Consider the following 14,660-nt stretch of genomic DNA (forward strand, 5'->3'; position numbering starts at 1 on the left):
GAGTAGGGGAGAGTTATGGCAGGCCTGTTCAACATCCTTAAGGTCACCGTCAGCGAGGACAAGATCTGCGCGCATGTGCTGGTGAACCCCGGCATGCCGCTCATGACCTCGGAGGATATCGAGGCCACGGCGCGCGTGTATTACCTGGTGCCGGCGATTGCCAAGCACCTGTGCCTGGGTGATTCCGGTCGCGAGTTCCAGGACTGCATGGGCCAGACCGAGCTCTGCCACCTGCTGGAGCACGTGACGGTTGAGCTCATGAACGAGACCGGTCTTGCCGGTAGCATCTCGTGCGGCCGCACGCGCGTAAGCGAGCACGACGAGCGCGTCTTTGAGGTTGAGCTTTCGTGCCCCGATGACGCACTGGCCATTGGTGCGCTGTCGTCGGCCACCTTTATGATGGACTGGGCGTACCTGCACGCCGACCAGCCTGCCCCCGACGTGGAAGGCACGGTCGCGGGTCTGCGCAACCTGGTGTTGGGCATGCGCGCCGAGGCCGAGGGCAAGGATCCTCACGAGGCCGTCGCCGCTGCGAACGGCGAAGATGCTGCCGAGGACGAGGGCGCTGACGAGGGCGATGTGCCGGTCGACGCCGAGCCCGTTGCCGATGCGACCGCCGGGCCCGTTCCCACCGAGCCCCAGGGCGTCCCCAACTTTGACGACGAGCCCCAGGTGGCGATTGATACCGAGGGCGCGGTTGCCGAGAACCACGAGGCCTCCGCTGCCGTCTTTGGCGGTGCGGCGACGATTCCGGCAGGACCTGCGCATGAGGGCGGCCTGCCGCTCGTGGACGGCGCCGGCGAGGACCCGGGTGCCACGGTGACCATGCCAGCTATGCCTCAGGAGTAGGCCTACGCGTTTATCACCATCACGTACCTGCGCCTTTGCCGTACGCAGATGAGCGGAGCGGCAAGTGATGCGCTGCGGGTATAATGGACAGCATTCAAACGGTGGGCACCGACGTGCCCGCAGGAGAGGAATGATCATGGGTAAGACTTTCAGCTTTGTCTCCGGCGCACTTTTTGGTGCCGCTGCCGGCGCTATTGTCGGCGTTGCTCTGGCCCCGCGCTCGGGCGCCGAGACCCGCGCCATGGCTGCCGATATCGCCAACGACGCCTGGGACAATATGCGCGACACCTACGAGCACAGCGCCGAGGAGGCCCGTGCTGCGGTGAATGACTTTGGCCCGATGGTCGATGCCAAGACCGACGACCTGCGCGCTAAGGTTGACCTGGCCCGCGAGCGCATGGACCAGCTGCGCGAGCAGCTCAACGACGCCATTTCGGGCGGCAACGTGACGCCTGCCGCCGACGTCGTGGTCGAGAACGCCGTCGAGGCTGATACCGAGGCTGCGGAGCCCTCGACCGAGGCATAATGCGCGCCGGGGATTTTGTCGGCGCCAAGATTTATCGCAAGCCTACCGAGGACAAGCGCACCAAAAAGGACGGCACGCCGCGCAGCCCTAAAAAGCTCGGAAAGATTCACTTTCCGGTCTTTACCCCGGGCGGTACGCGCGTGGTCGGCTTTATGGTCCGTCAGTCCGATATCGCGGGCATGATCGAGCGCCCCGATCGATTCGTAGCGCTCGACGCCATTGGTGTCTACGAGGGCGCCATTGCGGTCGATGACGTCAAGGACACGTACGATGCCGCCGCTGCCAAGCGCCTCGACATCAACCTGGACGATTGCATCATCTGGGTCGGTATGGACGTGCGCACGGAATCAGGCGACGTCGTGGGCTATTGCTCGGACGTTGAGTTCAAGCCACGCTCGGGCATCGTGCAGGCATTCTATGTGACCGCCGGTGCTGCTTCGAGTGTTTTGGTTGGTGACACGCAGGTGCCGCCGACGATGCTGCGCGGCTATGCGGACGGCGCGATGATTGTTTCGGACGAGGTCAAGTCGCTCGGGTATTCGGGCGGCGCCGCCGCAAAGGCTGCCGAGGCAAGCGTCGTGGTGGGCGACAAGGTCAAAAAGGGCGCCAAGGTGCTCGACGACAAGGGATCGGTTGCCGTGGACAAGGGCAGTCGCGCACTGGGCAAGCAGCTCGGCAAGACGCGCGGCATGTTCAAGGCCTTTAAGGACGAATACCAAAAGGCGAGCGGAGGCTCGTCAAAAGCTACAAAATAGCGACGTACCAAATGATGGGAGGCAAGCCGGAGACCTGTTGCTCCGGCTTGCTGTGTTTATGGGGGAGGGCACATGCGCCAAAACGGATCCAACTTAAACGGGCGTTCGGGTGCGCGTCCGACGGCGCGCCGCGACCTGGGGCAGCTGCCCAGCGGTCAGCGCAAGCGTCACCGTAAGCCCGGCGCGATGTATCTCAACCATAGCCGCGGCTTTAGCGACCGCAGCGCTCGCATCGGCAACAGCCGTACGCCCCGTCGTTCGTCTCGCCTGCCCTATGCGCTCATTGCCGTGGGTTGTGCGCTCGTGCTGTTTATCGCTGCCGTCGTGGGCTACGTCAACCGCAGTGTGGACGTGGAGCTCAACGGCCAGAAGACCGCGGTGCGTGTGGGCTCTACGCTGCAGAATCTCATCGACGACCAGGAGTTGACTGACACCTACGACGCAGGCGACCTGCTGGCCGTCGATGACAGCGTGCTCAAGCGCCATGGGGGCGAAAAGCTGTCGGTGAAGGTCGACGGCAAGCGCGTGAAGCAGGGCAAATGGGACAGCCGCGAGCTTGAGGGCGGCGAGAAGGTGACGGTCAAGGATGGCCGTAACACCTACGAGAAGCACGAGGTTCAGGCTACGGTTATCGAGCCCAAGCTCAAGGTCGAGGGTACGGGCGCTATCGAGTATGTGCAGACGTGGGGTGTCCAGGGCCGCTCCGAGGTGTGGGTTGGTGAGCAGTCGGGCAAGACGCAAGACCGCGGCGAGGTTGTGCCCGCCACCGATTGCGTCGTTGCGTGCGCCAGCGTGGCGCCCAAGGGTAACGAAAAGTATGTGGCGCTGACGTTTGACGAGGGTCCGAGCGGCGCTACCAAGCAGATCTTGCAGGTGCTCAAGGAAAAGGGCGTCACCGCGACGTTCTTCCTTTCGGGCGATGCGGTCGAGGCCTCGCCTGCCACGGCCAAGGCGATTGTCGATGCTGGGTGCGAGATCGGATCCAACAGCTATAGCGACGATTCGCTCAAGGGTCAGGACCGTGAGGCGGTACGCGAACAGATCACGAAAGGCACCGACGCGATTAAGTCGGCGACCGGCGTGAAGACGATGCTGCTGCGTGCTCCCTACGCTGCCTTTGACGAGCAAAACTGGATTGATGCGATGGACCTGGTCTCCGCCGTGGTCTCGTGGAATATCGACTCGGGCGACTGGCTGCTCAACGGTGCCGACGAACAGGTCTCGACGGTGCTCGATTCGGTGACGCCGGGCAATATCGTGCTGCTCACCGATAGAGACGAATGCGCCGAGCAGACACTCGAGGCGCTGCCGCAGATTATCGACGGCCTTGTCGCCGACGGCTACAAGATCGTGACGCTCAGCGACCTGGTCAAGACAGACACGTCGCTGAGCAAAAAGCTCACCTCGTTGACGAAGGTCGCCATGCCCAAGGACGCCGTGTTCCCCCAACTTGCCGAGGACGACGACACCGCAGAGTAGTTATTGGGTAGTCATTTAAGAACGTCCCCAATGACTATGTCAAAGAACGTCCATTACAGTCGAAATTGTCAGCCCGGGACCGTCTCGGGCTACGATTGAGGCGCGCCCAGAACGGGCCGCCGACCGGGCGCCCGCGCACGGCCGAACGTCCCTGCCCCCGAGAGGGCCTGTTGGGTGCTGCCGGCGCGGGACGCGCCGCCCCCGACGGCTGATAGGAAAGTGCCGGGCAGGCGCCGCGGCTGGTAATGTGAGTGCCGAGGGGGAGGCCATCCGGTCGAACGACTACCGGAAGGATACCACCGTGAAAGCGCCATCCACCAGACCCGCGGCCGTGCTCGGCCTGGACGTCGGCAAGTCGTCGCACTGGGCCTGCCTGATCGACCGCGACGGGGAGGTGCTGGCCAGCGCCCCCGTCCGCAACAGGGAGGCCGAGCTCGACGCGCTGTTCGCCTCCGCGCCCGCCGGCACGCTCGTCGTCGTCGACCAGTTCCGCAACATAGGGTCCCTCGCCGTGAGGCGGGCCCGCGCCGCGGGGCTCGGGGTCGCCCACCTGCCCGGGCTCGCCGCCAGCCGCGCCGCGGGCCTGTTCGCCGGCGAGGCCAAGACCGACGAGCGCGACGCCGCGGTGATCGCGCGGACCGCCCTGGGCGTGCCGGACTCCCTGTCGGGGGTCCCGGGCCGCGGCGAGGCCCTCGAGGCCGCCCGCGCCCTCTCGTCGCAGCGCGACCACGTCGTCGCCTGCGCGACCAGGGACAAGAACCGCCTGCGCGCGGTGCTGCTCGAGTCCTGCCCGGCCCTCGAGGCCGCGGTCGACCTGTCGGACCGGCGGTGGCTGGAGCTGCTCGCCGGGTTCGGCGGGGCGTGGGGGATCGCCCGCTCCGGGGCCGAGGGCCCGCGGGCCGAGGCCGCCGGGGAGGCCGCGGCCGCCTCCACCGCGCCCCCGCCGGCGCTCGTCGAGGCCGAGAACAGGCAGGTCAGGTTCCTGGCCGCCCGGATATCGGAGGCCCTCGACGAGGCCGGGGCCCTCGAGGCCGAGACGGCGGCGCTGCTCGAGGGCGACGAGACCTACGCGTGTCTGCTCACCGTGCCCGGCATCGGCCCGAGGACCGCGGCGCAGCTCGCGGTGTCGGTCGACATCGGGAGGTTCCCGGACCACGACCACCTGGCCTCGTACTGCGGCATAGCCCCGAGGGTGAGGAGCTCCGGCACGTCGGTGAGGTCGGTCAGGGCGTCCAGGCGCGGCGACGCGAGGCTCAAGTCCCTGCTGATCTTCTCGTGCAACAGCCTGGTGAGGTCCTCGGGGCGCTACGGCGAGTACTACCGGGCCTGCAGGGCGCGGGGCATGGGGCACGGGCGGGCGCTCAAGGCCGTCGCGAGGAAGCGGCTCAGGGCGATATACGCCGTGATGCGCGACCGGGTGCCCTACCGGGAGTAGCCCCGACGGTTGACAAAACTATAGGAACACCCAATGGCTATGTCACGGATACGTCAGCGTTTGGTATGCCTGCAATGTGCAGCGCATAAATTCGATGCCGCAGGGCGATGCTGATGCTATAGTTACTGCGGTTAATGAGGGTCAAGAGAAAGGTTACAGGTGAAATCCAAACCTCGACCATACAGTCGATGACCCCATGCAGGTGCTTTTTGCGCATGCACGGGGTGTGAGTGCCGAGCGGCGTGCCGCCCGCGCATGCGTATACATATCTAAAAGTCCACGGATTGCGTGCCGGCATGGTCGCGCGGTCCGCAGGAATAATGATGGGGAGCACCATTGAATTATCTGAGTGAGATGCTCAAATTGCCGGTCTTGGACGTCGACGGCGAAAAGCTCGGCGTGGTTAACGATTTTGGCATTGCAACCGGCGAAGTTTTTCCGCACGTGACGTCGCTCGCGTTCCGCGGGCCCGGCAAGACGCCGTTCATGATCAGCTGGCGCAAATGGGTCGACCGTATCGACGAGACGGGTGTACACCTTAAGACATCGGCCACCGAAATCCGTTTTTCGTACCTGCAGCCGACCGAACTCTTGCTCGCCCGCGACGTGCTTAACAAGCAGATTGTCGACACGCAGGGCATGAAGGTCGTGCGCGTCAACGACATCAAGTTTTCCATGTCGGGCGAAAATCAGCTGCGTCTGCTGGGTGCCGAAGTTGGTGCCCGCGGTCTGCTGCGCGCGATCAGCCCTGCGCTCGAGCACGTCGTCGAGGGCTTTATGAAGCACCTGGGCAAGCCGCTCAGCGAGGACATTATCGCCTGGTCTTACATGGACCTGCTCGATCGCTCGACTAAGAACATCCAGCTCTCGGTGTCGCACAAGACGCTTGGCGAGCTGCATCCTGCCGACATCGCCGACATCATCGAGCAGCTCGACCCGCGCCTGCGCGCGCAGGTGTTCGCGCAGCTCGACACGGCACAGGCCGCCGAGGCCATCTCGGAGTTCGATGACGACGAGCTCATGACCGAGATGCTCGAGGGCCTGTCCGATACCGACGCATCGTCGATGCTGGCCATGATGGACCCGGACGACGCTGCCGACCTGATCGACGAGCTCGATTATGAGAAGGCCGAGAAGCTCCTGCGCCTGATGGGCGTCAAGGAGGAGAAGGCGATTCGTAACCTGCTGGGCTATGAGGACAACACCGCCGGCCGTATCATGACCTCGGAGTTTGTCTCGCTGCCCGCCACGGCGACAGTCGGTGATGCCATCGAGGCGATTCGTAAACTCGACGAGGACTTTGAGAGCGTCTATTACGTCTATACCGAGGATCCGAGCGGCATGCTGACGGGCGTGCTTTCGCTGCGCACGCTGATCGTGGCCGACCGCGACGCCACGCTGGGCCAGCTCGCCTATCGCGATCTGGTCTACGTGTCACCCGACGAAGACCAGGAAGACGTGACGGACGAGATGACCAAGTACGACCTGGTTGCCATCCCTGTTTGCGACGAGAACCGTCATATCCTGGGCATCGTGACCTTCGACGACGCCATGGACGTTATCGCCGAGGAGCATCAGGAGGACCTGCAGATCGCCGGTGTCGGCTCGGGCGATAGCGCGTCGGACGACTCGACGAACGTGCTCAGCTGGTTTGTGCATCGTCAGTACTGGGTCGTCGTGTGGGGCATCGCTTCGTGCATTATGGCGACCGTGCTGGGGACTGCGCTGAGCTCCGCGCATCTGGTGGTGTTCCCCATGTGCGCCATGCCGCTCGTGCTGCTGGCTGCCTCGCGCATGGTGTCGTTCGTCAAGAACTACTTCCTCGAGTACGACGGTCACGACGACGAGCCCAAGCCGTACCTGGGATTCTTCTTCCAAAGCACGGGCATGGGCCTGATCCTTTCGCTCGTGACCTACCTGTGCGCGCAACTGGTGCGCACCGCTGCGTTCCCCGATGCGCCCATGTTTGAGGAGCAGCTCTTTACCGGGTGCTTTAATATCGCTGCCATCATTTGCCTGGTTGGCAACATGAGTGCCGTGATTTACCTGATGGTGCTGTTCTGGCGTGACGAGCATGACCTCAACACGTCGGGCACCGCCATGAACGTTATTGCCGTCATGATCTCGTGCGTAGCGTACTGCGCCGCTGCGGTGCTGCTCGCCATGTCGGTCATTGGTTAGGTGGTCGCGTGCAAAATACCAAGCAAAAGTCGGGCACCAAGCAAAAGTTGACCATCGCGGCCATCTTTGGCGCTATGGGTCCCGGTCTGCTGGCGGCGCTTTCGGGCAATGACGCCGGCGGCATTGCAACGTATTCCAGCGCGGGCGCCAGCTATGGCTACAAGATGCTCTGGATGCTTCCCGTCATGACTGTGCTGCTCATCGTGACGCAGGAGACCGCGGCGCGCTGCGGCTGCGTCACGGGCAAGGGCCTGGCATCGCTCATTCGCGAGCGCTTTGGCGTGCGCAAGAGTGTGCTTGCTATGGCGGCGCTGTTGATCGCCAACACAGCCGTGACCATTTCGGAGTTTGCGGGTATCGCCAGCGGCCTTGCTCTCTTTGGCGTGCCGGCGAGCATCTCGGTGCCGTTGGTGGCGCTGCTGGTGTGGATGCTTACCATGTCGGGTAGTTTCCAGCGCATCGAGAAGATTCTGCTGCTGGTGAGCTGCGTGTTCGTGACCTATATTGTCGCCGCGTTTATGGCTGGCCCCAACTGGGGTGAGGTCGCGGTCGACCTGGTCGTGCCCAACATTCAAAATGACCCCAGCTACGTGTCGCTCGTGGTTGCAACGATCGGTACCACCATCGCGCCGTGGATGATTTTCTTGGCGCAGAACAACGTGGTCGATAAGAACGCGGGCGAGGACGATATCGTGCTGCAGCGCATCGACACCGTGAGCGGCTCGCTTGCCGCCGATGTCATTGCCGGCTTTATTATCATCACGACCGGTACGGTGTTGTTCCCGGCGGGCATTCAGATTAGCGATGCTGCCGATGCTGCCCGTGCGCTGGAGCCTATTGCGGGTCAGTGGTCCACGGTACTGTTTGCCTCGGGCCTGGTCGCGGCGAGCTTCTTGGCTGCTTGCGTGCTGCCGGGCGTTACGTCGAGCGCTATCTGCGAGGCATTTGGCTGGGAGCGCGGTGCCGACCGCAGCTGGGACGAGGCCCCGGTTTACCGCGGCATCATTACGGCCATCATCGGCATTTCTGCCGTGTTGGTGCTCATGCCCGGCGTCGATCTGTTCCAGATTATGATGACCTCGCAGGTCATCAATGGCGTGCTACTGCCCGTGGTTCTGGTGTTCCAGGTGGTTATCGCCGCCGACCGTCACATCATGGGTGCCAACCGCAATGGCCGCGTGTGGAACGTGCTCACTTGGGCGACTATCGGCGTGATTACGGTGCTCACGGTTGTCATGTTTGTCCTGCAGGCGATGGGCTACAGCGCTTAGCGCCTCTTTTGGACTCCAAACAGGCCGCAGCGATGGGCTACGGCCTGTTTTTGTCTGCTATAGGGTGTTAGTTATATGGCAGTGGGCAATAAATGCCAAATATGAGTACTGTTGCTAAGTGAATAGCATTTACATTCAAGAAGATAATAAACATAACCTATAGTATGTTCATTAAAATTGGCTCCAATACGCCTTAAACCAGTCAGGTTGGCTGTCTTAGGGGGTTGTAGGGTTCGCTCGGACGTCATTTTGGGTGGTTTTGCCTGCTACTAAAATGGTAACAGTACTCATATTTGCCCTTTTTTGCCCACAGACCTTTGAGGGTGCGGCGAAAAGGGCTTGTTTTGATTGTTTGGGGCAGGCGCGAGGGTGGCGCGCGCAGACGTGGTGTAAGAGCGTCCTGAGGTCCGTCGCTGCAAGTCCCGATATTACTCCTTCTTGAGACCGCGCCTCTCGACTATCTCGTCCACTATCTCCCTGGCGCGCCGCCCGAGCGCGCGGCGCCTCCCCTCCGTCGGGGCCGGCCTGCCCGCGGGCTCGGCGAAGCCCTCGGCGGCCGAGGCCTCGGAGAACACGCGCTGCTGGGACCACTGTCCCTCGGTCTCCATGAGGCTCGCGCACGTCAGGCGCAGCATCGACTCCCTCGAGGGGAAGGACTGCACGACCCTGTAGCGGCGCTTGATCTCGCGGTTGGCGCGCTCCTGGACGTTGTTGGTGCGGAGCTTGGCCCAGTGCGCCCTGGGGAAGGCCGTGAACGCCAGCGCGGAGTCCTCGGCCTGCTCGAAGACCTCGCCGGCCCTGGCGGACACCGACGCCACCCAGGGCGCCGCCTCGGCCCACACGCAGCGCGCGAGGTCGGGGTCGTCCTGGTAGACCGCGGCGTGCACGAGGTCCCTGACGGCCGCCTTGGAGTCCTCGGGCCTGCCCGAGCAGGCGCTCTGGAGGTTGCGCTGCAGGTGCGTCACGCAGCGCTGCCAGGCGCAGCCCTGGAACAGGCGCGAGACGGCGGCCACGAGCCCGGCGTGGCTGTCGGAGACCACGAGGCGGACGCCGGCCAGCCCGCGCTCGCGCAGCCCGCCGAGGAATGCCGCCCAGGAGTCCTCGCTCTCGGTGTCGACCACGTCGCAGCCCAGGAAGTGCTTGCGCCCGTCGGCGCCCAGCCCGATCGCGGTCACGACGCCCTGCGAGACGACCGACGAGCCGACCCTGCAGCTCATGTAGGTGGCGTCGAGCCACAGGTAGCAGCACGGCGTGCCCGACAGGTCGCGGCGGCGGAACTCCGCCACCTCGGCGTCGAGGTCGGAGCAGAGGCTCGAGACCTCCGAGCTCGACAGCGAGGATATGCCCAGCCTGGACGCCACGCGCTCGACCTTGCGGGTGGATACGCCGCACACGTACATCTCCTGCACGATGGCGGCCACCGAGGTGTCGACGCGCGACCATCGCGCGAGCATGCCCTCGGGGTAGTAGGTGCCGTGCCTGAGCTTGGGTATCTCGAGCTCCACGTCGCCCACGGCGGTCTTGAGCGACCTGGGGCGGTAGCCGTTGCGGCTGTTCTCCCTGCCGTCGCTGCGCTCGTTGCGGCTCGCGCCGCACATCTGCTGGGCCTCGGAGTCCATCAGTGCGTTCATCACGCCGCCCAGCACCCTGCACGCGAACTCGCGCGCGTCGCCGCACTCCTGCCAAAGCCTCGCCGCCTCGAGGGCCTCGTCGCGGCCGAGGCGCAGTACACTCTCTTCTTGGGGCATCGCCTTTCCTTCCATTCGTCACCTTCATTACTCCAACGACGAATTCTAGGCGGTGTCCCCTCCCTTTCAAGAAAGGGCGGAGGCGGGGCATGCCCCGCCTCTTACACCACATCTCTGTGCGCTACCGGCGCGAGGCGCGGAAACGATGTCTGGAGCGACGGAGCGGCCTGGAATTCATCCGTAGAGGTCTTCATTGGCTGCGCCAGGAGTGTCCCTAGGTACCGGCACAGACGATATGAGCAGGACATAAAAACATTGAGAGCCCCTGCTGCATGAAAGACCGCGGATTAGGCCGACAATGGTGAGTGTCTAATTCAGCCGCGGCGGCCACGCCGCATTCATGGAAGGGGCTCCCATGCTCGATACTACCACCTTCGTCGGCCTCGACGTCCACGCCCGCTCGATAAAGGCAGTCTCCCTCGACGTCATGACCGGGGAGGTGCGCTGCGCGACCTTCGGCTACGACGCCGGGGCAGTCGCGGAGTGGGTGCGGTCCGTGGACCCAAAGGCCAAGTGCGTGTACGAGTCCGGGGTCACGGGGTTCGACCTGCAGAAGAGGCTCTCCGGCCTCGGGGTCGACTGCGTGGTCGGCGCCGTCTCGAAGATGATCAAGCCCAGCGCGGACAGGCGCAGGAAGAACGACCGCAACGACGCCGAGTTCCTCGCCCGCATGCTGTCGGTCGGCAACGTGGTCGAGGTGTGGGTCCCCGACGACGAGTGCGAGGCCGCCCGCGACCTGACCAGGGCGCTCGAGGACGCGAGGGTGGATTGGCTACACTGATGTGGACAGTTCCGGGAGGGGCGCAGGAGACGGGAGGGCCGTATATGAGGGACCCCAGGCACCCGAGGCATTTCACCGACGAGTTCAAGAGGCAGATAGTCGACCTCTACAACGCCGGCAAGCCCAAGCGCGAGATCATGGACGAGTACGACCTCGGCAAGAGCACCGTGGAGAGGTGGATCAAGTCGATAAACGCGACCGGCTCGCCGCGCGCCGCGTGCAACCGCACGCCCGAGCAGAACCGGATCCTGGAGCTCGAGCGCGAGAACCGCAGGCTCCGGATGGAGGTCGACGTCTTAAAACAAGCGGCGCTGATATACGCTCGAAAGTGAGGGCCATAGCGGCCAACGAGGGCCGCTACCCCATATCAGCGCAGTGCAGGCTCCTCGGCGTCGCGAGGTCGACGTACTACTCCATGCGCTCGCGGGCCGACCGGCCCGCCGCGCCGGACCCCGCCGCGCCGGCCGTGGTCGCGGCCCACGCCGCCAGCAAGGGCCGGTACGGCTCGCGCAAGATAAAGGCGTCGCTCGAGAGGTCGGGCGTCACCGTCAGCCGGCGCCGGGTCTGCCGCATCATGAGGGAGAACGGCCTGGTCAGCGCATACGGCAGGAAGAGGTTCAAGGTGCACCCCGGGGCGGTCAACGAGGCCGACGTGCCCAACGTCGTCGCGCGCGGCTTCGGCGGCAGGGCGCCGCGCACCCATATATGCAGCGACCTGACCTACGTGCGCGTCGGGGCCTCGTGGAACTACGTCTGCCTGCTCGTCGACCTCTACAACAGGGAGATCGTCGGCCACTCCGCCGGGCCCAGGAAGGACGCCCGGCTGGTCAAGTCGGCGTTCGCGACGCTCTCCTTCCCCATCTCGGACATCGAGGTCTTCCACACGGACCGCGGCAGCGAGTTCGACAACGCCGAGATCGACCTGATGCTCGAGGCCTTCGGCATTGAGAGGTCGCTGTCGGCCAAGGGCTGCCCCTACGACAACGCCGTCGACGAGTCGACCAACAGGATACTGAAGGCCGAGCTCGTCCACCGCGAGACGTTCGGCACGACGCGCGAGCTCCGGGCCAAGCTCTCGGACTACGTGCACTGGTACAACAACTTCAGGATCCACTCGACGCTGGGCTACATGTCTCCGGTCGAGTTCAGGGAGGCGGGGCTGTCCCTCCCGGAATCGTCCAAATAGGTGTTGCCAATCCAAGGGACGACCTCTCGCGCTCGAAGCAGCGGCTCTCCAAGTTCCTGCTCAGGCACGGGCTCGTCTTCGACGAGAGGACGCCCACCGGCCGCAGGAAGGGCAACTGGACCCGGGCGCACTGGTCCTGGATCGAGTCGATAAGGTTCGCGGAGGGGGCCGACAACGAGGCGCTCGCCTACTACGTCGACGCGGTCAGGCGGGCGGCGGAGGACAAGGCGAGGCTCGAGGGGCTCGTCGAGGCCGAGACCCGTGTTAGCGCTAATCTAAAATTAACCACTTTCGCAAACGCATCTCGCCGAATGCGCTAACGCGCTTTCGCCGACCCCGCTAACGTACTTTCACCAACTGCGCTAACGGAACTATGCTCCGATCGGGTATCCGACCCGGGAGGAGCGGGATATGGAGCGAAACGTAATGGGAGAGCTGAACGTCTACAGGGGGTCCGGCGCGAAGCCGAACTTCAGCGAGATCGCGAGGAGGCACGGCATGGACCGGCACACGGTCGCCAAGTACTGGCGGGAGGGCGAGGCCGCCGCCGACGGGAGGTCCGCGAGGGGCAGCGCCTTCGACCCGCTCGAGGAGGTGATCCGCGCGAAGGCCCAGCTGCCCGGGATGACCAAGATGGCCGTGTACGCGTTCCTGCGCGAGGGCCGCGGGGAGGGGCTGCCCGGGTACGGCGCCTTCACCGCATGGTGCCGGGGCCGCGACGTGCCCTTCGGGGGTGTGGGCGGCCGCGAGCCGCACCCGCGGTTCGAGACGCCCCCGGGCAGGCAGCTGCAGTTCGACTGGAAGGAGGGCATGAGGCTCGTCGACTCGGAGGGCGAGGTCTTCGAGTTCAGCGTGTTCACCGCGACGCTCGGCTATTCCCGGAAGCACCGCTTCATACCGGTCAGGAGCCGCACGCTCGACGACCTGCTGTCCTGCCTGCTCGCCACCTTCACCCGCCTCGGCGGCGTCCCGGAGGAGTGCATCACGGACAACATGTCGTGCCTGGTGACCGTCTCGGGCCGCAGGAGGACCAGGCAGGAGAGGGCGTGGCGGTTCGCGCGGGAGGCCGGCTTCGAGCTCAGGCTCTGCGCGCCGCGCTCGCCGCAGACCAAGGGCAAGGACGAGTCGGCCAACCGCTTCCTGAACCGCCTGCTCGCCTACGGCGGCGAGTTCACCGGGTGGAGCGGCCTCGCCGAGGCGGTGGCCCGGATCGAGGCCCAGGCAAACTCGGAGCCGAACCGCACCACCGGCCTGCCGCCTGACGCGCTGTTCATGCGGGAGAAGGAGAGCCTGCGACCCATCGGGAACCTCCGTCTCCTCGAGTCGATGGTGGGCGACGTGAGCGTCCAGACCGTCCCGCCGACCATGCTCGTCAGGGCCGCCGGCAGGGAGTGGTCCGTGCCCAGGCGCTGCATCGGCCGGCGCGTGAGCGTCATAGCGATGCCCGGCGGCCAGGTCGTGGTGAGGATGGCCGGCGAGGAGGTCGCCGTCCACGACGCCGCGTCCGGGCCGTCGAGGCCCATCAACTACGACCCCGACCACTATGGGCAGGCCCTCGAGGGGAAGCGCGGCCTGGCCGACGCGGACATCGCCGAGGCCGCGCGCGCCAACCTCGCGCTGCTCGACTCGCTCGGAGGGGCGTGATGGGCGCCGTCGCGGAGGGTAGCCCCTCGATCAGGGCGCAGGCGAACCTCTCCGCGCTCGGGCTGCACGAGATGGCGGCGTCCCTGCCCGACTACGTGAGGATGGTCGCCGCGGGCGAGCGGGGCTTCGCCTCCGCCCTCGAGGAGATGACGCGCGTCGAGGTCGCCGCCCGGGAGGTCAGGATTACCAGCCAGCGCATACGGTCGTCGGGGTTCCCCTACGTCAAGGGGCTGGCGGACTTCGACTGGGACTTCCAGCCGTCGGTCCCGCGCGCCGAGATCGAGGAGCTCGCGACCCTGAGGTTCGTCGAGCGGGCCGAGAACGTCCTGTTCGTGGGGAGCCCCGGCGTGGGCAAGACGCACCTCGCCGTCGCGCTGGGCATCGAGGCGGTCAGGGCGGGGCGCGAGGTCAGGTTCGTGGACTGCGCCCGGCTCGTCGAGGACCTGGAGGACGCCTCGTCGCGCGGCATCCTCAAGAAGAGGCTCAAGTACTACGCCCACTCGAGGCTGCTGATCATCGACGAGCTCGGCTACCTCGACGTCGGTAGCGCGGGCGCGGACCTGCTGTTCCAGCTGATATCGACGCGCTACGAGCAGCGCTCGACGATCATCACCACCAACGTGGGGATCAGCGGCTGGGGCAGGGTGTTCGGGGACGACGTGGCGGCGAGCGCGATCGCGGACAGGGTGTGCCACCACTGCCACCTGGTCAAGATAACGGGCAGGTCCTACAGGCTGAAGGACCTGCCGAGGGACGGTCCCGTCAAGCCGTGACCGGAATCGGTGAAAATACGTTAGCGCAACCG

Annotated in this window: 12 protein-coding genes; 11 read left to right on the forward strand and 1 reads right to left on the reverse strand. The window is 65.1% G+C overall.

Annotated elements, in window-relative coordinates:
• The first annotated feature begins 15 nt into the window (after positions 1–15).
• From GXM19_RS11145 to GXM19_RS08400, 7 genes are all read left to right on the forward strand, one after another.
• A complete protein-coding gene (locus GXM19_RS11145; RefSeq protein WP_006235738.1) occupies positions 16–849 on the forward strand; it encodes a cyanophycin synthetase family protein in 834 nt (277 codons plus the stop codon).
• 136 nt (positions 850–985) lie between these two features.
• Positions 986–1,375 (forward strand): YtxH domain-containing protein, encoded by a 390-nt coding sequence (locus GXM19_RS08375; protein WP_035136593.1) that lies wholly within the window; start codon positions 986–988, stop codon positions 1,373–1,375.
• Entirely contained in the window at positions 1,375–2,130 is a 756-nt protein-coding gene (locus GXM19_RS08380) for a PRC-barrel domain-containing protein (RefSeq protein ID WP_006235736.1), read from the forward strand. Before GXM19_RS08375 ends, GXM19_RS08380 begins: the two co-directional genes overlap by 1 nt.
• A gap of 72 nt (positions 2,131–2,202) precedes the next feature.
• Positions 2,203–3,609: a polysaccharide deacetylase family protein gene (locus tag GXM19_RS08385; RefSeq protein ID WP_040359671.1), complete on the forward strand. Its 1,407-nt coding sequence runs from the start codon at positions 2,203–2,205 to the stop codon at positions 3,607–3,609.
• Between the two features lie 247 nt (positions 3,610–3,856).
• On the forward strand, positions 3,857–5,044 hold the full coding sequence (locus GXM19_RS08390) for an IS110 family RNA-guided transposase (RefSeq protein WP_239057611.1): 1,188 nt from the start codon (positions 3,857–3,859) through the stop codon (positions 5,042–5,044).
• A gap of 336 nt (positions 5,045–5,380) precedes the next feature.
• Positions 5,381–7,225, forward strand: coding sequence for a magnesium transporter (locus GXM19_RS08395; protein WP_040359669.1), 1,845 nt, complete (start codon positions 5,381–5,383; stop codon positions 7,223–7,225).
• A 74-nt stretch (positions 7,226–7,299) separates the two neighbouring features.
• Positions 7,300–8,496 carry an Nramp family divalent metal transporter gene (locus tag GXM19_RS08400; protein WP_006235731.1) on the forward strand — a complete coding sequence of 399 codons (1,197 nt, stop codon included), beginning with the start codon at positions 7,300–7,302 and terminating at the stop codon, positions 8,494–8,496.
• 428 nt (positions 8,497–8,924) lie between these two features.
• On the opposite strand, the gene GXM19_RS08405 is transcribed toward GXM19_RS08400, so the two are convergent.
• Positions 8,925–10,259 carry an IS256 family transposase gene (locus GXM19_RS08405; RefSeq protein WP_115596155.1) on the reverse strand — a complete coding sequence of 445 codons (1,335 nt, stop codon included), beginning with the start codon at positions 10,257–10,259 and terminating at the stop codon, positions 8,925–8,927.
• Between the two features lie 340 nt (positions 10,260–10,599).
• On the opposite strand from GXM19_RS08405, the gene GXM19_RS08410 reads away from it, so the two are divergent.
• The 4 genes from GXM19_RS08410 to istB all read left to right on the forward strand — a co-directional run bounded on the left by GXM19_RS08410 (position 10,600) and on the right by istB (position 14,628).
• The gene (locus GXM19_RS08410) at positions 10,600–11,025 is read left to right on the forward strand and encodes an IS110 family transposase (RefSeq protein ID WP_239057612.1); all 426 of its coding nucleotides are present in this window, start codon (positions 10,600–10,602) and stop codon (positions 11,023–11,025) included.
• Between the two features lie 44 nt (positions 11,026–11,069).
• A protein-coding gene (locus GXM19_RS08420; RefSeq protein WP_370448105.1) for an IS3 family transposase occupies positions 11,070–12,211 on the forward strand; the annotation gives its coding sequence in 2 pieces (ribosomal slippage) (positions 11,070–11,328 and positions 11,328–12,211; 1,143 coding nt in all).
• Between the two features lie 411 nt (positions 12,212–12,622).
• Positions 12,623–13,855, forward strand: a complete 1,233-nt coding sequence (gene istA, locus GXM19_RS08425; RefSeq protein WP_006234496.1) for an IS21 family transposase — start codon at positions 12,623–12,625, stop codon at positions 13,853–13,855.
• The gene (gene istB / locus GXM19_RS08430; protein WP_006234495.1) at positions 13,855–14,628 is read left to right on the forward strand and encodes an IS21-like element helper ATPase IstB; all 774 of its coding nucleotides are present in this window, start codon (positions 13,855–13,857) and stop codon (positions 14,626–14,628) included. Before istA ends, istB begins: the two co-directional genes overlap by 1 nt.
• Positions 14,629–14,660 lie beyond the last annotated feature (32 nt).

The sequence above is a fragment of the Collinsella aerofaciens ATCC 25986 genome (genome assembly GCF_010509075.1).
GTDB classification, from domain to species: domain Bacteria; phylum Actinomycetota; class Coriobacteriia; order Coriobacteriales; family Coriobacteriaceae; genus Collinsella; species Collinsella aerofaciens.